The organism is Streptomyces sp. NPDC053474, from assembly GCF_044544845.1.
Classification (GTDB): domain Bacteria; phylum Actinomycetota; class Actinomycetes; order Streptomycetales; family Streptomycetaceae; genus Streptomyces.
In genome coordinates, this window is record NZ_JBITXV010000030.1 from 26,885 (window position 1) to 44,916 (window position 18,032).

Sequence of the window (18,032 nt, forward strand, 5' to 3'; positions counted from 1 at the left end):
GACGGCGGATCAGAAGATCCACCGCCAGCAGCAGCGCGACCGGAGGCCATCCAGCGACCAGCACTGGCTGCCACTCCAGGGCCGGGGCAGCCGCACTATTCGCGGCCAGCGAGACCGCGATCCCCAGCATGAAGGCCGACCACACCGCGCTGCGCGCTCGACGCGTGACGGCCGTAGAGGGCCTCAACAGGCCCACCGTGGACAGAAGCAGCAGGCCGTCAACCGACAGAGGCCACAAGGAGGCACTGACCGCGTCCGCTCCTCCCCGCCGAATCGGGCCAGCAGATGTACCGCTGCCCGCCGAGCCTCCCGCCCGGGCCCGTGTGCGGCGCGTGGTGGGCACGGTCCGGCTCCTGGACGCGCTGGTCCGCTGAGCGGAACGCTCCCTTGTCCCCCGTGCCACCCCCGCAGATGCTGGGTGCCCACGCCACCCAGACAACGGGGGAACCTCGTGACACCTCGCTTACCGTCCCGCCGCTCGCTGCTGAGAGGAGCGGGGGCCGCCGCGCTGGCCGCGGGCCCGATCGCTCTGGCCGCTCCCGCCGCCGCGGCGCCCTCCCCCGCACCGCGCCGACCGTCGCGCCGCGGGCGGGCGCGGCTCGTAGCGGCCGGTGTACGGGACAAGATGACGTGGTGGGACGCCACGAGCACGGCCGCGCCGACCGTGTACCAGCCGAACAACGTCCCGCTCCTCGCCTGGCGCGGCAACCGCAACAGCCGCAACCTCACCCTCGCCAACGTGATCGGCCCGCGGCTCCAGTTCGCCGGATCGACCCTGCAGAAGACGATCCTGGGCGCGGCGTCCGACTACGCCCCGGTCTTCCTGCCGCAACTGTCGCCCCAACGCACCGCCCGCCTCGCCTGGACCGGCCTCGAACAGCGACGCCTGGTGCACGTCGGTGACTTCGCCCTCACCGACGACCTTCGGCTGACCGGCGAGATGACCGGGCAGACCCTGATGGGCAGCGGGCAGCTCAACGCGACGAGCGGCCCCGACCTGTCGTGGCTCCAGCGCCACCGGGTCAACGTGCTCGACGAGAACGGCCGCGTCGCCTTCGCCCAGGCCAGGGACATGACGTACGACGAAGCGCTGCCCCTGCCCTTCCTCGGCAGCCCGCGCGGCCCGGTCCGCAACCGGGGTCTGAACGAGCCCGGCGCCCTGTGGGCGTGGACCGCGGCCGACGGCGCGCTGTGCTTCGCCCTCACCCGATCCACCGTGCCCGCGACGGAATCGCCGACGGTGGCCCGATCGGCGCAGTCGAGCATCTGCGAGCCGTCCCGTCTGCTCCCGTACGGAAACGCGCTCTACATCGCCTGGACCGGCATCGACGGCGCCGGACGCCTCAACATCGCCCCCGTCGACCTGGCGGCGGTCCGGGCCGGGAACGACCCCATCGGCACGGTGTACACGCTCCCCGAGAACAGCCTCGCCGCCCCCGCCGTGGAAGTGCAGATCGACGTCGACAGCGGGCGCAGCCGCCTGGTCGTCTTCTGGACCGGCACCGACGGCACGGGAGCGCTCAACGCCTGCGAGGTGATCCTGCCCTGACACCGGGCACGGCCGCGCTGGCCCCGCGGCTCCCGTGCGCCCGCGTGCGCGCCCTCTCCCGGTGCGCCGGTCGGCCTCCACCCGGACGGGTTGCTCCGCTCGCCCCCGCCGGGGAACCAACCCTTGCGGGGGCAGCATGAGTCTTCCTGGCGAGAGGGAGGTTCTCATGGCGATGCGCACGGTAGGGATCTCACTGGCCGCCGTGGTGGCGGCCGCGGCGACCGGCCTCGCCGTCCCGTCAGCACAGGCGGCGGCACCCACCGGGGCGGACCGGGGGCACGGACAGACCCGGGCCGCCGTGGCCGCCGCCGTCGCGGGCGGGGTCCCGGGCGTCCTGGCGCGGGCACACGACGCGCACGGGACCTGGCACGGCGACGCCGGGGTCGCCGACCTCGCCACGCGGCGCGCGCCCCTGCCGGGCGACCGGTTCCGGGCGGGCAGCATCTCCAAGGCGTTCATCGCGACCGTCCTGCTCCAGCTGGAGGCGGAGGGCAGGCTGGGCCTCTCGGACACCGTGGAGAAGTGGCTGCCGGGCGTGGTCCGCGGCCACGGGCACGACGGCCGCCGGATCAGCCTGCGCCAACTCCTCAACCACACCAGCGGCGTCTACGACTACACCGAGGACCCGGACCTGCACCTCCAGGGCATGCAGTATCTGGCCCACCGCTACGACACCTGGCGTCCCGAGCAGCTCGTGGCGCTCGCCATGAAGCACAGGCCGAACTTCGCGCCCGGCACGAGCTGGGGCTACACCACCACCGAGTACGTCCTCGCCGCGATGGTCATCGAGCGGGCGACGGGCCACAGTTACGCGGCGGAGGCCGAGCGGCGGATCTTCAGGCCGCTCGGGCTGCACGCCACCACCCTGCCCGGCACGCGCTCCCGGCTTCCGGCGCCGAGCGGGCGCATGTACACCAAGTTCGCCGACGACCCCCGGCACGAGGTCCACGACATCACCGAGTTCAACCCGTCCTGGGGCTGGTCCGCCGGGGAGATCGTCTCCAGCACCGCCGACCTCGACCGCTTCCTCACCGCCCTGATGCGCGGAAGGCTCCTCCCCAAGGCCCAGCTCGACGAGATGACGACCACGGTCCCCTCCCCCGACTTCGGCGACGGCCAGGACGACGGCCTGGGGATCTTCCGCGCCGAACTGCCCTGCGGCGAGGTGGTCTGGGGCCACACCGGCTTCATGCCCGGCTCGCAGAGCATGGCCTACACCACCCGGGACGGCAGGCACCGGCTGGTGGCCAACTTCAACACCGACTGGGCCGGTGACGGCGACGCCGCCGGGTATCTGCTCCTCGCAGAATTCTGCGGGACCGTCCCGCCTTCGTCGACCGCCGCGGCGTCAGGTGTGGTTCCGTAAGCCCGTCGGCCGCGCCGCGGCCGGTCGATCCCCTCGCGGAAGGACGTACGCCATGACAGAACAGGTCTTTGGTACTTCACGTCGCAGGGTTCTGGGCGCGGGCGCCGCCCTGGGCGCGCTCGCCGCGCTCGGGCCGCTCGCGGCGGCGGCCGACGCCGCGCCCTCAAGGGCCTCCTGGCCCACGGAGTTCCCGCTCCCGGACGGCTTCCGGCCCGAGGGCATCGCCACCGGCCCCGGCCCGTACGCCTGGTTCGGCTCGCTCGGCGGCGGGGACCTCTACCGCGCGAGCCTCGCCACCGGGCGCGGCGAGACCATCTCGACGGGGACGGACGCGATGAGCATCGGCCTCAAGAGCGACAGACGCGGCCGCCTCTTCATCGCCGGCGGCGGCTCGCGCCAGCTGCGCGTCGTCGAGGGCCGCAGCGGCCGCGTCCTCGCCACGTACGAGGTCGGCAGGCCCGCCAGCCTCGTCAACGACGTCGTCCTCACGCCCCGGGCCGCCTGGTTCACCGACTCCACCCAGCAGCAGCTGTACGGCCTGCCCCTGGGGCCCAAGGGCGAGTTGCCCGCCGCCCGTGACGTGGTGACGCTGCCGCTGGGCGGCGAGTGGATCGAGGCCCCGGCCGAGGGCTTCACCACCAATGGCCTCACGCGCACGCCGGACGGGCGCGGGCTGCTCGTCATCAACGTCCACGCCCACGGCGGCAGTCTCTACCGCGTCGACGTGCGCAGCGGTGACGCCCGCCGTGTCGACCTCGGCGGCAGCAAGCTCCCCGACGGCGACGGCGCGCTCCTCCTCGGCCGTACGCTGTACGTCGTCCAGCAGATCCAGAACGCCGTGGACGTGTTCCACCTGGACGCCTCGGGCCTGCGCGGCACGGCGATCGCGCGGATCACCGACCCCCGCTTCCGCATCCCCACCACCGTCGCCGCGTTCGGCGACCGCCTGTATCTGCCCAACTCCCGCTTCACCGAGCCGCCCACGCCGACGACCGAGTACAACGCGGTGGCGGTGCGCCAGGTGCACTAGGGCCCCGCCGTGCGCTACCCGTCGAGCGACGCCGGGGTCGGGCCGTCGGGGCGGACCGTGATGCTGTACGCGGGCTTCTCCGGGACGGAGTGGAAGCGCGGGACGGGGCCGGGCAGCAGGTGTTCGAGGAGCGCGGTCGACTCCCGGAGGGCGAACTGCAGGCCCAGGCAGGCCCGGGCCCCCAGGCCGAAGGGGTAGTAGCCGCCGGGATGGGCGGGGCGCCGTCCGGGGGTGGTGAAGCGCGCGGGGTCGAAGCGCTCGGGGTCCTCCCAGAGCCCGGGGTCCCGGTGGGTGAGGTAGGGGCAGACCAGGACGTCGGTGTCCGCCTCCACCGCGTACCCGGCGAGGACGTCGTCCTGCGTGGCGCTGCGCGGCAGGATCCAGGCCGAGGGGTAGAAGCGCAGCGTCTCGTGGACGAGCGCCTGGAGGGCCTCCCGTCGCGCGGCGGAGCCCTCCGGGCCCGCGGCGAGGGCCCGCTCCCGTGCGTCCGGGTCGCGGTCAAGCAGGAGGTGGAGCCAGGTCAGGGTGGTGGCGGTGGTCTCGTGACCGGCGACGAGGAGGGTGACCAGCTCGTCGCGGATCAGCCGGTCGGTGTACTCCGGGCGCGTTCCGGCCGCTTCGATGAGGACGTGCAGCAGGCCGGGACCGTCGGGGCCGGGCGCGTCGTCCCGGGCGGCGGCGATGGCGCGGCTCGCCACGGCGTCGATGCGGGCGAGGTCGGCGGCGACGGCTCCCTGGGGGTCGGCGCGGTCGGCGGGCAGGCTCGGCAGCGCGGCCACCACGGCGGGCACGGCGGTCAGTTCACGCTCCGTGCCGGGGTCGAGGGGGTGCCCGGTCAGGGACCGCCAGATGGTGTCCAGGGCGAAGCGGCGCATCTCGTCGCCGACGTCGAAGACCTCGCCGGTGCGGGCGTACGCGGCCCAGCGGGTGGCGGCGGTCCGGGCGGCCTCGGTGATCCGCTGCTCGTAGCGGCGCATGCCGCGGCCGGTGAACTGGGCCTGCAGCAGCCGCCGTTGCCGCTGCCAGGCCTCGCCCGTCGCGGCCAGGAGGCCGTCGCCGATCAGGAGCCGGGCGCGGTGCGAGCGCTTCACGTACCGGTCGGGGTGGAGCGCGAGCACGTGCTGCACGGCCTGGGGCTCGGTGACCAGGACGGTCGGGCGCGGGCCAAGCCCGACCGCGACGACGCCGCCGAGCTGGTCGCGCGCCCTGGTGAAGAGGTCGACGAGTTCCCCTCCCCGGGCCCGCCACTCCGTAACGGCTGCGGGGTCGAGCTCGGGGATCCGGCGGCCGGTCGGGGACGGGCCGGGGCGGGCGTGGGTGGCCACGGGGCTGCTCCTGTTCAGCGGCGGTACGCCGACACGGGCGGGTGCGGGCTTCACGCACTGTAGGGGAGCACGAGCGGTGGGCGACAGCCCACCGGCCCGTGCTCCGGCATCATGAAGTCCCTTCGTCCCACAGGCCGGTGCTCCGGGCCCGGACGACCTGCTCGACACGGGTGAGCACGTCGCCCTCCGGCCGTGGATCGAGACGCCGTCCGTCACGCAGGCGCAGGGCGACGTGGTCGTCGGCGGCCTCCTTGGGGCCGATGACGGCCTGGTAGGGCACGAGGCGGGCCTGTCGGACGCGGGCGCCGAGGCTGCCGTGCTCCGGGCCCACGACCTCGGCGCGCAGGCCCCGTTCGGCGCAGCGCCCGGCGAACTCCCGAGCGCGCGGCAGCTCGGCGTCGGTGAGGGGCAGGATCACCAGCTGGGTGGGCGCGAGCCAGGCGGGGAAGGCGCCGCCGTGCTGCTCGACGAGGTGGGCGACGGCCCGCTCCACGCTGCCGATGACGCTGCGGTGGACCATGACCGGGCGGTGCTTGGCGCCGTCCGCCCCGACGTAGTGCAGGTCGAACTGCTCGGGCTGGTGGAAGTCGACCTGCACGGTGGACAGGGTGGACTCGCGTCCCGCGCTGTCGGTGACCTGGACGTCGATCTTGGGTCCGTAGAAGGCGGCTTCCCCTGCCGCCGCTTCGTAGGGGACCCCGGAGCGGTCGAGTACGCCGGTCAGCAGGGCGGTGGCCCGCTCCCACTTCTCGGGGGCGGCCACGTACTTGCCTCCGGCGCCGGGCAGGGAGAGGCGGAAGCGGCTCGGGGTGATGCCGAGCGCCTCGTACGCCCGGCGGATCATGTCCAAGGCCGCGTGCGCCTCCTCCTCGACCTGGTCGAGGGTGCAGAAGACGTGCGCGTCGTTGAGCTGGATGGCGCGCACCCGGGTCAGTCCGCCGAGCACGCCGGAGAGTTCCGAGCGGTACATGCCGCCCAATTCCGCCATGCGCAGCGGCAGTTCACGGTAGCTGTGGGAGCGGGACCGGTAGATCACCGCGTGGTGCGGGCACAGGCTCGGGCGCAGCACGACCTGCTCACCGCCGAGGTCCATCGGCGGGAACATGTCGTCGCTGTAGTGCGCCCAGTGCCCGGAGATCTCGTACAGCTCGCGCTTGCCGAGCACGGGTGAGTACACGTGCCGGTAGCCCGCGCGGCGCTCCATGTCGCGGATGTACTCCTCCAGGGTGTGCCGGAGGACCGCGCCGTCGGGCAGCCAGTACGGAAGTCCCGCGCCGATGAGCGGGTCGGTGTCGAACAGGCCGAGCTCGCGGCCGAGTCTGCGGTGGTCGGGCATGGCGGTCTCCTCGCGGACGGAAGGGGCGGGTGACCACAGGACGAAGCCCCGGGGCACTCACCCCGGGGCTTCGGATCAGGACGTCTGTCAGCGCGCCGGGATGTTCTCCGGCGTCGTCGTCATCTCGGGCATCTCGGCGCGCTTCATGCGAGGGACGCTAGCAAGCCGCTCCAGCGCCCGCACCGCGTTTTCCGTCCACCGGGCGGACTCGCGCCCCCGGCCGCCGTCTGGCGAACGGCGCGATGTGGCGTACGGGCCGCGGGCGATGAACCCTGTTCGTCGGCGGGAGGCGCTCAGTCCGTCGCGATGCGTACGCGCTCGACGGCCCCGTCGGAGAGGAACGCCGACAGCGTCCTGCCCTCTTCGGCGACGGCGGTGCGCTCGGCTCGCGAGACGCGGCGCAGCGGGGTGATTGTCACGGTGTCGTCCCGTACGGTCCAGGTCGCCGCGACCCGGCCGTCGAGCAGGACGACGCGGGCACCGGCCACCGACAGGCCGCGGTGGTCGTCGTCGATGATCCGGCCGCGGTCCTGGTAGCCGAGGATCGCGTTGTCGAACGCGGGCAGGAAGCGCACCGGGGCGGGCGTGTCGGGGTCCGGTCGGGGCGCGTCGGGGAGGTCGAGCAGCTCCCGGCCGCGCTCGTCGCGGAAGGCGACCAGTTCCCCGCGGACGGCAGCGACCGCGGCCGGAAGCCCCGCGAGGCCGCTCCAGGCGCGCAGGTCGGCCGTGGCGGCCGGGCCGAAGGCGGCCAGATAGCGGCGTACCAGCGCCTCACCGACCGGGTCGGAGCCCGCGGGCGACGGCGGCGCGGCGGCGCGCCCCAGCCAGGCGGAGAGGGGGAGGTTGCGCACGCCCGCCCTGGTGCGCCACAGCCCGCGCGGCGGCACCTGGACCATGGGCACGAGCGCGGCGATCAGCATCTCCCCCAGGGCGCGGGGTGCCGTGTCCGGCCAGCGGTCGGCGACCGCCCGGGTGAGTTCGGCCATGGTGCGGGGCTCGCCGTCGGCCAGCACCGCCCGGCCCGCCGCGGCGAGTTCGTCGAGGTCCACCTCTTCGAGCTCGGCGCGGTAGACCCCGAGCACCCGCTGGCGCAGCATCGCGTCGTGCCGCGACCGCCAGGCCAGGGCGTCGTCGGCGGTGACGAGGTGGACCGTGCGGCGCATCAGGTGGGTGCGCACCACGCGCCGCTCGACGAGCAGGTCGGAGAGCTCCCCCGGCGCGAAGGCGCGCAGGCGCGACCAGAGCCCGACGAACGGCTCCTGCGGCTCCTGTGCCTGGAGTCCGCCGAGGTGCGCGACGGCGTCGAGAGCCGGTAGCTCGGCGCGGTCGAGGAGCAGTTGCCGGGCGAGCGTCGCGCGCCCCAGCGCGCGGGCGTCGAGCACGGTCACCGGGCCACCTCCGGGCGCCGGTTTCCGGTACGGCCGTGCGGATACGACGTCACTGGTTCGCCCTCGCTTCGGGATCACGCGTCCTTGGGTCGGTGATCACAGTGCCAGGGATCGCGGTCAGCTTGTGTCCGCGATGCGCGACGCCTGCCGTTCCGCGCGATGCCTTTCGTTGCTCGCGCCTTACGCAGACGGTTCGGCGGCCCGGCCCTGGCACGGGGCCGGGGCCCGCGGCCAACGGCTCCGCCTAGCGCACCCGGTACACCTGTCCCGTCTGCGCCCCCTCGACCGCGCGGACGTACGCCGTCGCGACGCGCGCCGCCGGGACCGGCTCCATGCCCGCGAAGAACGGCCCGTACGCGGCCAGGGACTCCTCGGCCACCGTCGGGCTGACCGCGTTGATCCGCTGCGGCGGGAGCTCGATCGCGGCGGCGCGTACGAAGGCCTCGACGGCGCCGTTGGCCGCGGACGCGGCGGCGCCCGCCACGATCGGCTCCTCCGTGAGGACCCCGCTGACCAGTGTGAACGAGCCGGTCGGCGCCACGTGCCCGGCGCCTTGGCGGACCAGTTCCAGCTGGGCGACGGCCTTGCCGCGGAACGTCGCCGTGACGTCGTCCGCGGTCAGGTCGGCCAGCGGCTTGAACACGGCGTCGCCCGCCGCGACGGCCACCGCGTCCAGCGGACCGGCCTGCGCGTACAGCCGGGCCACGGCCACCGGATCGGTGACGTCGCAGATCAGGTCGCCGCTCGTGCGGCCGACGCCGATCACTTCGTGGCCGCGCCCCGTGAGCGCCTCGTGTACCGCGGAGCCCAGCGTGCCGCCCGCGCCGACGAGAAGAATCCTCACAGTCCACCATCCAATGCTTCGAAGACGAATCTCCCGCAGATACGCAGATACGCAGATCCAGCGATACGCGGATACCGGAAGGCCCTGGGGAGCGCCCCCAGGGAAAGCCGGGTGAACGGTGAACCACCCGGCGGACCCGACGCTACGGATCGCGCTCCGCGCCCGGAAATGCCGTCTGGGCAGGGACTATGCTTCGTACGCATGGATGTGGAGCTGCGTCACCTCAAGGCCTTGACCGCCATCGCCGAGGCGGGCACCGTCACCGCCGCGGCCGCCCGGCTGCACATGACGCAGCCCGCCCTGTCCCGCACCCTCGCCCAGCTGGAGGCCCGGGTGGGGGTCCGGCTCGTCGACCGCTCCTCCCGGCGGCTGGACCTCACCCCGGCCGGGGCGACCCTCCTCGGGCACGGGCGCGCCATCCTCGCCCACCTCGACGCGGCCCTCGCCGACGCCCGGGCCGTCGACCGGCCGCTGCGGCTCGGCTACACGTGCGCGGTCCTCGGGCAGCAGACCGTCCCGCTGCTGCGCTCGTGGCGGCGGGGGCAGCCGCACGCGCCGCTCGAGGTCGTCCGGCAGGACAACAGCACCGCGGGCCTGGCCACCGGCGACACCGACGTGGCGGTGCTGCGCACCGTGCCCGCCGATCCGCGCATCCGCACCGAGGCCCTGTACACCGAGGACCGGGTCGCCGCCCTGCCCGACGACCACCCGCTCGCGGCCCGCGGCCGGACGCGCCTGGCGGAGCTGACCTCCGGCCCGGCCCTGCCGCTGGCCCTGTGGCCGGACACCGGCACCGCGTCGGTGGACCTCTGGCCCCCGGCCCAGCGCCCGCACCGCACGGTCGAGGTGCGCAACGTCGACGAGTGGCTCAACCTCATCGCCACGGGCGGCGCGTTCGGCGTCGGCGCCGCGGGCACGGCGGAGAGCCACAGCCACCCCGGGGTGCGCTTCGTCCCGATCGACGACGCCCCCGCCGCCACGGTCTACCTCGCCCACCCGTCCCACCCCACGCACCCCCGCACGCAGGAGTTCCTGGCGGCGGTACGGGAGGTCGTCAGCGGCTGAGCCGCGCCCGGCGCCACTCCCCGGGCGGAGCCCCGTACGCGGCGGCGAAGGCGCGGCTGAAGGCGGACGGGCTGGAGAAGCCCGAGCGGGCGCCGATCGCGTGGACCGGGGTGTGGCGCAGGGCCGGGTTCTCCAGCTCCGCGCGGCTGCGCTCCAGGCGGCGGTGGTGGATCGTGGCGGCCACGGTCCGCTCCCGCGTCCGGAAGAGGGCGTGGAGCGTGCGTACGGAGATGTGGTGCCGAGCCGCGACAGCGGGCGGCGTCAGGGCGGGGTCGGCCAGGTTGTCGTCGATGAAGGCGTCGATGCGGGCAAGGAGCATCCGGGTGCGGGCCTCGGGAGGCGTGCGGTCGTGCGCGTTGAGGCGGTCGGCGAGGTAGGCCACGGCCAGTTCCCACACGGCCGGTCCGAGCCGGGTCCGCTCCTGGTCGGTCATGGCGGGCGCCTCCTCGACCAAGTGCCGCAGGAACCGCGCGAAGACCGCGGCCGTGCCCCGGTGCGTCGCGGTGGCGCTCGCGAGGAGCTGGTCCGTCCGCGCGTCGGCGAACGGCAGCTCGACCCTGGGCAGGTGCACCATGACGGCCCGGGAGAGCCCGTCGTCCGGCCCGCCGAGCCCGCGCGCGTCGAAGGGCCGCGAGGTGTTCCACAGCCCCAGGTCACCGGCCTTCATCCGGGCTTCGTTCCGGGCCTGGGCGATCCACATGTCACCGCCCGCGTTGAGCGTCAGCTCGTACACGTCGGGGTCGGATCTCCGGATGAGCGCGGGGGTCCGCTCGGACCGGATCGCGGGAAAGGACAGCGTGGTCACCTGGACGACGCCCAGCCCGACGGTCCCCGCGCCCGCGGTGAAGTCATGGGTGTGCTCGCTGGTGATCCGGGTGGGTGCGACGTCCTGGCTGATCAGTTCGCACCACCAGTCGAAGCGGTGCTCGGGCGGTACGCAACTGCTGTGGAGTGCCGAGAAGCTCACTGGTCCTCCCCTTGAAAGTCACCGGTTACCCATCAACGCGCGAACACCCGGTCTCAGCAAGACCCCGGCGCACGCAAAGCGGCACTCCGCCGGGAACCTGTAATACCTGAACCAGGCCTTCACTCCTATACTGCGGGCATGCAGTCGACGACCATCAGACGTGCGGCCGAGCAGGACGCCGAGCCGCTGACCGCCCTGGTCCAGGGATCGAGCGCCTACCAGGGGCCGTACGCCCCCATGGTGTCGGGCTACCGGGTCACCGCCGACTACCTCGCTCGCCACGAGGTGTTCACGGCAGTCGACCCGGCCGGGCACCTTCTGGGCTTCTACGCCCTGGTGCTCGAACCTCCGGAGCTGGACCTGATGTTCGTGGCGGACACCGCGCAGGGGTCGGGCGTCGGGCGGCTTCTGGTCGAGCACATGAAGGGCCGGGCCGCGGCGGCCGGGCTGACCCAGGTGCGCGTCGTCTCCCACCCCCCGGCGGAGGAGTTCTACCGGCGTCTGGGAGCGGAGCGCGTGGGGACCGTCGCTCCGCTCCTTCCGAAGATCACCTGGGAGCGGCCCGAGCTGCGGTTCGCCGTCGCCCGGTGAGGCCCGGCCCGTACCGCGTGGCACCGGCTCAAAGCCCCGTATCGCCGACGGCCCGTCAGCGGTAGGACGCCACCGCGCTGACGTAGAGCGCGCAGGCGCTTCCGGTGGCTCCCCCGCCGATGAGGAGGGCGTGCGCCACCGGCGTGCCGCCGCGCCAGGCGGTGAAGGCGGCCGCGCCGCCGAGGTGGAGCGCCGCGGAGAAGGCGAGCAGGAGCGCGAGGAGTTGGGTGGCGGTCATCGGGTGGCCCTTCCGGTCGGCGCCCCCTCTCGCGGGGCGCGGTCGGGAGGAACGCTGCGCGTCGAACGGCGTGTCCGGCTGCCATCGGCGCGGAATCGGCCGCCCCGGCTGCGCTTCCGCTGGCGGGGAGCCTAGGCTTCGGGCATCCGGTGGTGGCCGTTCGCGACGGCCCCGCCGGTCGGCGGCGGCAACGGCGGGATGGGGCGGGCCGGTTGGAGGACGTGTTCGCACGGTTGCGCCGGGTCGGCGCGCTCAAGCGCGGCCGTCTGGACGGCGAGCCCTCGGACCGCCGTCTCGCCCGAGCCGCCGGGGTGTCGCACGGGACACCGGGGGCGTGGCTCGACGGGCGGCAGCTTCCGCAGCGCGTCGATCCGCTCCTCGCCGTCCTCGACGAGATCCGGTCGGAGGCGGCCCGCAGAGGACTCCTCGCGACGCGGGCCGACGCCCTGGGGGCGGACACCGTCGGCGAGTTGCTCGACGAGCAGCGTTGGCGCGCCGCCTTCGAGGCCGAGCGCGGGCACCGCAACGAGCGCTCCCGCCGTGAGGCGGAGCGGCAGCGGGCGCGCGCCGCGCTGGAGCGTGACGGGCTGCGGGCCCGCCAGGCGGCCCTCGCGGACCGTCCCCGCCCGGTACGGCAGTGGCCAGCCTGCCGGTTGGGCGTCCACCCGGCCATTCCCGGCCGCACCCCTGCCCCCGGCCCTGGCCCGGCCCCCGCCGTCGCCCACCCCACCCACGGCAACGGCAACGGCCCGACGGGCGCCGGGGCCAGCGGCTTCGTCCTGCCCCGCTATGTGCCCCGCCCGCACGATGTACGGCTGCGAGGCCTCCTCGCCCCGGCCGTCGCCGACGGGGCCCGGCCGATCCTGGTGGTCGTCCAGGGACCGTCCTGTACGGGAAAGACCCGCACCGCCTACGAAGCCCTCCAGGAAGCCGTCCCGGAAGGCTTCGACCTGCTCTTCCCTGCCGACACCGACAGCCTGCTGGCCACCCTCGCGGCGGACGCGCTGCCGCCGCGGACCGTGCTGTGGCTCAACGAGGCCCAGCAGTACCTCACCGACCCCCAAGGCGAAGCCGCGGCGGCCGCGCTGCTCCGCAGGCTCGACGGCGAGGGCCCGCTCGTCGTCATCGCCACGCTGTGGCCCGAGCACGCGGAGGCGCTCACCCGCCCGGCGTCGCACTCCGGGGACGCCCACCGCCACGCGCGGGCCCTGCTCGCCCAGGCCCACTGGGTGGACCTGCCCCGGACGTTCGCCGCGGACCTGGACGCGGCCCGTACCGCCGCGGCAGGGGACGCCTCGCTCGCCGAAGCCGTGGCGGCCGGTGCGGCCGAGCTGACCCAGGTGCTCGCCGCGGGCCCCGACCTCGTGCGCCACTACGAGCGGGCCGCGGGCCCCCACGGCCCGTACGGCAGCGCGCTGATCACCGCGGCCATGGACGCCCACCGGCTCGGCGGAGTCGGCCCCCTCCCCCTCGCCTTCCTCGAAGCGGCGGCCGTCGGCTACCTCACCGACGCCGAGCGCGCCGCCGCCCGCCCCGACTGGTTCGGCCACGCCCTGGCCCGTGCCCGCACCCTGATCAAGCACACCACCAGCCCCTTGCAGGACATCCCCCACCCGACCGGCATGGGAAGGCTGCCCGGCACGGCACGCCTCGCGGACTACCTCCAGCACCACGGCCGCCACGCCCGCCGGTTCCGCTGCCCGCCCGACTCCTTCTGGCGCGCGGCACACGAGCACCTCACCCACCCCGAGGAACTGCTCCGCCTCGGCGACGCGGCGCGGTGGCGGGGCCGGTACGCCCACGCCGTGCGGCTGTACGACGCCGCGGCCGGCGCCGGGGAGTCGTACGCCCTGATCCGCATCGGGCAGATGCGGGAGGACGACTTGGACATGGCGGAGGCCGAGAGGCTCTACCGCCTGGCCGTCGACGCCGGGAACACCGACGGCCTCCTCTACCTGGCGGCCCTGTGGGAGGACGCGTGGTGCTGGGAACAAGCCGAAGAGCTCTATCTGCGGGCCTCGGCAGCGGGGGTCGAGGACGCCCTCGCCTACGCGGGGCTGATGTGGGACGGGGCGGGTGAGCCCGCCAAGGCGTGGGCCGCGTACGAACGGGCCCTTCAGGCGGGCCACACCGACGTGCTCATCTTCATGGCGCAGTCGCGGTGGCACGAAGGCGCGCCGGAGGAGGCCGCCGCGCTCTACCGGCGCGCGGTCGACGCCGGGCACACGGACGCGCTCCACCAACTGGTGTGCCTGTGGGAGGAGACCGGGCGGCAGGAGGAAGCGGACCGGCAGCTGCGCAGGTTCGCCGAGGAGGAGGACACCTCGGCGTTGCTCAGCGTGGCCCACATGATGGGCGAGTCGGGGCAGCCGGAGCGCGCGGAACAGCTCTATCTGCGCGCCGCTTCGGCGGGCGACTCCCGGGGCTGGTTCCTGCGCGCCTTCATGTGGAAGAAGGCAGGCGACCCGGCTAAGGCCGAGTCGTCCTTCCGGGCCGCCGTGGAGTCGGGAGACCTCGGCGCGCTCTCCCAGCTGGCTCGCATGCGGGAAGCGGCCGGGGACATCGCCGATGCCGAGGCCCTCTACTGGCAGGCCGTCGACGCCGAGGCCGACAGCGAGGCCATGATGTGCCTGGCCCGGCTCCAGGAAACGGCAGGCGATCGCGAACGAGCCGAACAGCTGTACCTCATGGCGGCCGATACCGGCGACGTCCGGGTGGCCTCGGCCCTGCTCGCGCTGGCGCGGCTGCGGGGCGCGGAGGAGGAGACGTATCTGCGGTTCGGCCTGGCAGCCGACGGCTCCGCGAGCGCCCCCTGGGAATGGCCACCGCTCCTGAGCCCACCCCGGCCCCGTGACCAACCGCCCCGCCCCACCCCGTGATTGACGTCCGCCCCCGCCTGCGATAGGAACTCCGGACACACCATTTGACAGCGTTGTCATCACTGCGGTGCGAGGAGAGACGGCCATGGAACAGAGACCGACGGCGGCGACCGTTGAGCGACGCGCTTTCCTGAAGATGCTCGGTGCCGCGGGGGTGACCGTGGGCCTGGCCGGGACGGTGTCGCTCGCCGGGGCGGCCGGAGTCGCGTACGCCGCCGAGGAGGGCCGGGTCCGCGCGCCCCACCAGCCGTACATGCACGGGTACAACGCGGCCGGGCTCAAGTCCTGGACCCCCGCGTCGGATCCGTACGCGCGGTACTTCCGCTCGCGGGTGCCGCTCGCCTCCCGCATCGCCCCCTTCGCCGCGACGCAGGCGCGCCCCGGCCTGGCCTCCGAGGCTCAGGTCATGAACATGTCCTACGACTACGACAACGCCTTCTTCACGGCCTACCGCCACAACGACCAGTACGCGCGCAGGCTGTTGAGGTTCTGGCAGTACAGCGACCTGTACAGCTCCTGGCACGGCATGCCGGTGGCGGGCTCGTCCACGACCGACCCCGAGCACGGGCTCATCAACCTGCCCAACCCCGCGTACACCGACGCCGCGCACCGCAACGGCGTGAAGTCGCTCGCGGGGTGGTTCTGGCCGCGGAACGGCTCCTTCTCCGCCTATCTGGAGCAGCGGCCCGACGGTTCGTTCCCCGTCGCCGACAAGCTCCTGGAGATGGCCGACTACTTCGGGTTCGACGGCTACTTCATCAACCAAGAGGCGTCCATATCCGGCGCGGACGCGACGCGCTTGATGGCGTTCCTGAAGTACCTGCGGGCCAAGGCCCCGGCGGGGTTCCACCTCCAGTGGTACGACTCGCTCACCACGAGCGGTCAGCTCGCCTACCAGAACCAGTTCAACGACGCCAACGCCCCCTGGGTGCGGCACCAGGGCACCCCCGTCAACCACAGCATCTTCATCAACTACGCCTGGAACGCCTCCCGGGTGGCCGCGTCGGTCGCCACCGCGAAGCGGCTCGGCATGAAGGTCCACGACGTGGTCTACCTCGGCACCGAGAACGAGAAGTACGGCTTCAACCCGCCCTACGACCCCCGGCTGGTGTTCCCCGAAGGCGGCCGCGCGCAGGCGAGTTGGGCCCTGTTCGGCACGCACATGGCCTGGGCGAACAACCCCGACCGCGGCGACCCGGACAAGCAGCAGAACACCTTCGTGCGCGAGCGGCGCTACTGGTCGGGCCCCAACGAGGACCCCACCCGCACCGGCAGGACCGAGTACGTCCCCTGGCCCGACAACGGCCGCCCCAACGACCCCGACAACCACCGCAAGTGGGACGGTGTCGCGCACTACATCGCCGAGCGGTCGGTGATCGGCGCCTTCCCCTTCGTCACCCGCTTCAACACCGGGCACGGCCGGGCGTTCTTCCTCGACGGAGTGCGCCGCTCCGACCGCGAGTGGAACAACGCCGGGGCCCAGGACCTGCTGCCCACCTGGCAGTGGTGGGTGCGCGGCGAGGGCGGCGGCGCGCCCGCCACCGTCGACTACGACCCGTCGACGGCGTACGACGGCGGCTCCTCCCTCCTGATCTCCGCGCCGCGCGGGGCCGCCCGCGCCACCACCGTCCGGCTCTTCAAGACGGGGCTGCGCGTCACGGGCGGCGAGAGCGCCCGTCTGGTGTTCCGCACCGACCGGCCGGGGCAGGACAGCGGTCTCGAACTGGGGCTCGTCTTCGAGGACGCCCCGGACCGCACGGCGTGGCTCGCGGCCGGTCGCGCGGCGGCCTCCGGCTGGACCACGGTCACGCTGCCGCTGGACGCCTTCCGGGGCCGGACCGTCGCGGCGCTGCACCTGCGCGTCTCGCCTCCGGCCGGGGACGCGTACCGCCTCAACCTCGGAGAACTGGCCCTCCTTCCAGCAGGTGCCTCTCAGCCCCCCGCCCGGCCGACCGGCTTCACGGTCGAGAAGGCCCACCCGGACGCGGCACGCACCACGGCCGAGGCCTTCCTCGCCTGGGACTTCGCGGACTCGGGCGTCTGGTACTACGACGTGTGGCGCCTGCGCGCCGACGGCACACCGGAGCCCCTCGGCCGCGTCTACGACGACGTCCACTACGTCAAGTCCCTCACCCGCGAGGGCACCGAGCCTGCCACCACCCTGGCCTTGGTGGCCGTGTCCCCGGACGGCACACGCTCAGCACCGGCCACCGCACGGGTGACCTGGACCTAGCAGCGAGGCACGCCCGGCGGGTGGGGGGCTGGCTGGTCGGTTCAGAGGACGTACGCGCGCGGCGCGACCGGCCCCGACAGACCCTTCATCACGGTGAATTGGCGGCGATCCGCCCCTTCACCACTTCTACACTGATGTAGATTCCTTCGCGATCTCCCTCCGGAAGGAGCCCTCGGCGCGCCGTCTTCGCCGGGGGCCGGACGCGGGCACGTCGAAGGAAGAAGCCATTGCCTCACGCCGAGATGTCGGAGAGCTCCGCAGCCCTTGAGCGCACCCTCGAACAGGCCCTGCGCTCCCGGGAGTTCAGGGACGCGGCCCGACGCAGCGACAACGTCCCGAACGCCGTGCAGCTCCGTACGCGCGCCCGCCGGGCCCACCGCGCGATCCTGGCGAAGGCGGACGAGGAGTACTCCCGCTACCTGCGGGCGCGGGCCGCTACCGCTCCCCACCGGCCCCGCCGTCGATGCGCCGGTGCGGCGTGCCGGACCGGCGGCGGCGCCGCGCTCCTCTCCACGCTCGTACCGGTGCTCTCCGCCGTCACCGCCGAGGTGCTCCTCCTCGCCGGACTGGCCCTGGCCGCCTTCACCGAACGGCAGTACCTCCCGGAGGCCTTCATGACCGTGGGGCTCATCGCCGCGACCGTGGCCGTGGGGTCGGCCCTCCCGGATCTCGCCCGGCTGTCCGGGCGCGCGCGGCGTCGGCACCCGGCCTCGGCGGCCACCGGTCGGCGCACACCCGACCGCGCCATCGAACAGGCCCGTGCCGCCTGGCACCTGGCCCTCCTGGAGCGGGGGGTCATGCCGTTCCTCCTCGGCTGCCTGACCGAGGTGAGGCCCGAGGACACGGGGTAATCGGACGAAGTGCGATCCATGCTGGTGGGACGCAACCCGAGTGGGCCCACCGGCGTCCTTGCCGGAGGACGACGCACACCAGCGCGCCGCGACAAGCGATGGAGGATGAGCAGTGGGTGTTTCCCTGTCCAAGGGTGGCAACGTTTCGCTGAGCAAGGAGGCGCCCGGCCTCACCGCCGTACTGGTCGGCCTCGGCTGGGACGTGCGGACCACGACGGGTACCGACTACGACCTCGACGCATCGGCTCTGCTGTGCGACGACTCCGGCAAGGTGATCTCCGACCAGCACTTCGTCTTCTACAACAACCTCACGAGCCCCGACGGCTCGGTCGAGCACACCGGTGACAACCTCACCGGCGAGGGCGAGGGC

15 protein-coding genes are annotated in these 18,032 nt (G+C 73.9%); 9 read left to right on the top strand and 6 right to left on the bottom strand.

The window, feature by feature from the left end; genetic code table 11:
• Positions 1-451 precede the first annotated feature (451 nt).
• The 3 genes from ACIG3E_RS39940 (at position 452) to ACIG3E_RS39950 (ending at position 3,945) form a co-directional block, all read left to right on the top strand.
• Positions 452-1,549, top strand: a complete 1,098-nt coding sequence (locus ACIG3E_RS39940; RefSeq protein ID WP_399625933.1) for a hypothetical protein — start codon at positions 452-454, stop codon at positions 1,547-1,549.
• Between the two features lie 166 nt (positions 1,550-1,715).
• Positions 1,716-2,915: a serine hydrolase domain-containing protein gene (locus ACIG3E_RS39945; RefSeq protein ID WP_399625935.1), complete on the top strand. Its 1,200-nt coding sequence runs from the start codon at positions 1,716-1,718 to the stop codon at positions 2,913-2,915.
• A gap of 52 nt (positions 2,916-2,967) precedes the next feature.
• Positions 2,968-3,945 carry an SMP-30/gluconolactonase/LRE family protein gene (locus ACIG3E_RS39950; protein WP_399625938.1) on the top strand — a complete coding sequence of 326 codons (978 nt, stop codon included), beginning with the start codon at positions 2,968-2,970 and terminating at the stop codon, positions 3,943-3,945.
• A 14-nt stretch (positions 3,946-3,959) separates the two neighbouring features.
• Here ACIG3E_RS39950 and ACIG3E_RS39955 read toward each other — a convergent pair whose 3' ends face one another.
• The 4 genes from ACIG3E_RS39955 to ACIG3E_RS39970 all read right to left on the bottom strand — a co-directional run bounded on the left by ACIG3E_RS39955 (position 3,960) and on the right by ACIG3E_RS39970 (position 8,853).
• Positions 3,960-5,270 (bottom strand): cytochrome P450, encoded by a 1,311-nt coding sequence (locus ACIG3E_RS39955; protein WP_399625941.1) that lies wholly within the window; start codon positions 5,268-5,270, stop codon positions 3,960-3,962.
• 109 nt (positions 5,271-5,379) lie between these two features.
• Positions 5,380-6,645, bottom strand: a complete 1,266-nt coding sequence (thrS, locus tag ACIG3E_RS39960) for a threonine--tRNA ligase (RefSeq protein ID WP_399625964.1) — start codon at positions 6,643-6,645, stop codon at positions 5,380-5,382.
• A 254-nt stretch (positions 6,646-6,899) separates the two neighbouring features.
• Positions 6,900-7,994, bottom strand: coding sequence for a winged helix DNA-binding domain-containing protein (locus ACIG3E_RS39965; RefSeq protein ID WP_399625942.1), 1,095 nt, complete (start codon positions 7,992-7,994; stop codon positions 6,900-6,902).
• Between the two features lie 244 nt (positions 7,995-8,238).
• Positions 8,239-8,853, bottom strand: a complete 615-nt coding sequence (locus ACIG3E_RS39970) for a short chain dehydrogenase (RefSeq protein ID WP_399625966.1) — start codon at positions 8,851-8,853, stop codon at positions 8,239-8,241.
• A 186-nt stretch (positions 8,854-9,039) separates the two neighbouring features.
• On the opposite strand from ACIG3E_RS39970, the gene ACIG3E_RS39975 reads away from it, so the two are divergent.
• Entirely contained in the window at positions 9,040-9,903 is an 864-nt protein-coding gene (locus ACIG3E_RS39975) for a LysR family transcriptional regulator (protein ID WP_399625944.1), read from the top strand.
• On the opposite strand, the gene ACIG3E_RS39980 is transcribed toward ACIG3E_RS39975, so the two are convergent.
• Positions 9,893-10,870: a helix-turn-helix domain-containing protein gene (locus ACIG3E_RS39980; RefSeq protein WP_399625946.1), complete on the bottom strand. Its 978-nt coding sequence runs from the start codon at positions 10,868-10,870 to the stop codon at positions 9,893-9,895. The two genes, ACIG3E_RS39975 and ACIG3E_RS39980, sit on opposite strands and share 11 nt — an antisense overlap.
• Before the next feature lie 138 nt (positions 10,871-11,008).
• Between ACIG3E_RS39980 and ACIG3E_RS39985 the strand changes: the two genes are divergently transcribed.
• Positions 11,009-11,461: a GNAT family N-acetyltransferase gene (locus ACIG3E_RS39985; protein WP_399625948.1), complete on the top strand. Its 453-nt coding sequence runs from the start codon at positions 11,009-11,011 to the stop codon at positions 11,459-11,461.
• 55 nt (positions 11,462-11,516) lie between these two features.
• Here ACIG3E_RS39985 and ACIG3E_RS39990 read toward each other — a convergent pair whose 3' ends face one another.
• A complete protein-coding gene (locus tag ACIG3E_RS39990) occupies positions 11,517-11,699 on the bottom strand; it encodes a hypothetical protein (RefSeq protein ID WP_399625950.1) in 183 nt (60 codons plus the stop codon).
• A 221-nt stretch (positions 11,700-11,920) separates the two neighbouring features.
• On the opposite strand from ACIG3E_RS39990, the gene ACIG3E_RS39995 reads away from it, so the two are divergent.
• From ACIG3E_RS39995 to ACIG3E_RS40010, 4 genes are all read left to right on the top strand, one after another.
• Positions 11,921-14,578: a sel1 repeat family protein gene (locus ACIG3E_RS39995; protein WP_399625952.1), complete on the top strand. Its 2,658-nt coding sequence runs from the start codon at positions 11,921-11,923 to the stop codon at positions 14,576-14,578.
• A gap of 85 nt (positions 14,579-14,663) precedes the next feature.
• On the top strand, positions 14,664-16,811 hold the full coding sequence (locus ACIG3E_RS40000) for a hypothetical protein (protein WP_399625955.1): 2,148 nt from the start codon (positions 14,664-14,666) through the stop codon (positions 16,809-16,811).
• A 227-nt stretch (positions 16,812-17,038) separates the two neighbouring features.
• Positions 17,039-17,662: a hypothetical protein gene (locus ACIG3E_RS40005; protein WP_399625959.1), complete on the top strand. Its 624-nt coding sequence runs from the start codon at positions 17,039-17,041 to the stop codon at positions 17,660-17,662.
• Between the two features lie 112 nt (positions 17,663-17,774).
• Positions 17,775-18,032, top strand: a 258-nt coding sequence (locus tag ACIG3E_RS40010) for a TerD family protein (RefSeq protein WP_366795625.1), incomplete at its 3' end; no start/stop codon positions are given.

Coding starts and splice junctions, on each gene's coding strand:
- ACIG3E_RS39945 (WP_399625935.1), top strand. CDS start 1,716: ATGGCGATGCGCACGGTAGGGATCTCACTGGCCGCCGTGGTGGCGGCC.
- ACIG3E_RS39950 (WP_399625938.1), top strand. CDS start 2,968: ATGACAGAACAGGTCTTTGGTACTTCACGTCGCAGGGTTCTGGGCGCG.
- ACIG3E_RS39975 (WP_399625944.1), top strand. CDS start 9,040: ATGGATGTGGAGCTGCGTCACCTCAAGGCCTTGACCGCCATCGCCGAG.
- ACIG3E_RS39985 (WP_399625948.1), top strand. CDS start 11,009: ATGCAGTCGACGACCATCAGACGTGCGGCCGAGCAGGACGCCGAGCCG.
- ACIG3E_RS39990 (WP_399625950.1), bottom strand. CDS start 11,699: ATGACCGCCACCCAACTCCTCGCGCTCCTGCTCGCCTTCTCCGCGGCG.
- ACIG3E_RS40000 (WP_399625955.1), top strand. CDS start 14,664: ATGGAACAGAGACCGACGGCGGCGACCGTTGAGCGACGCGCTTTCCTG.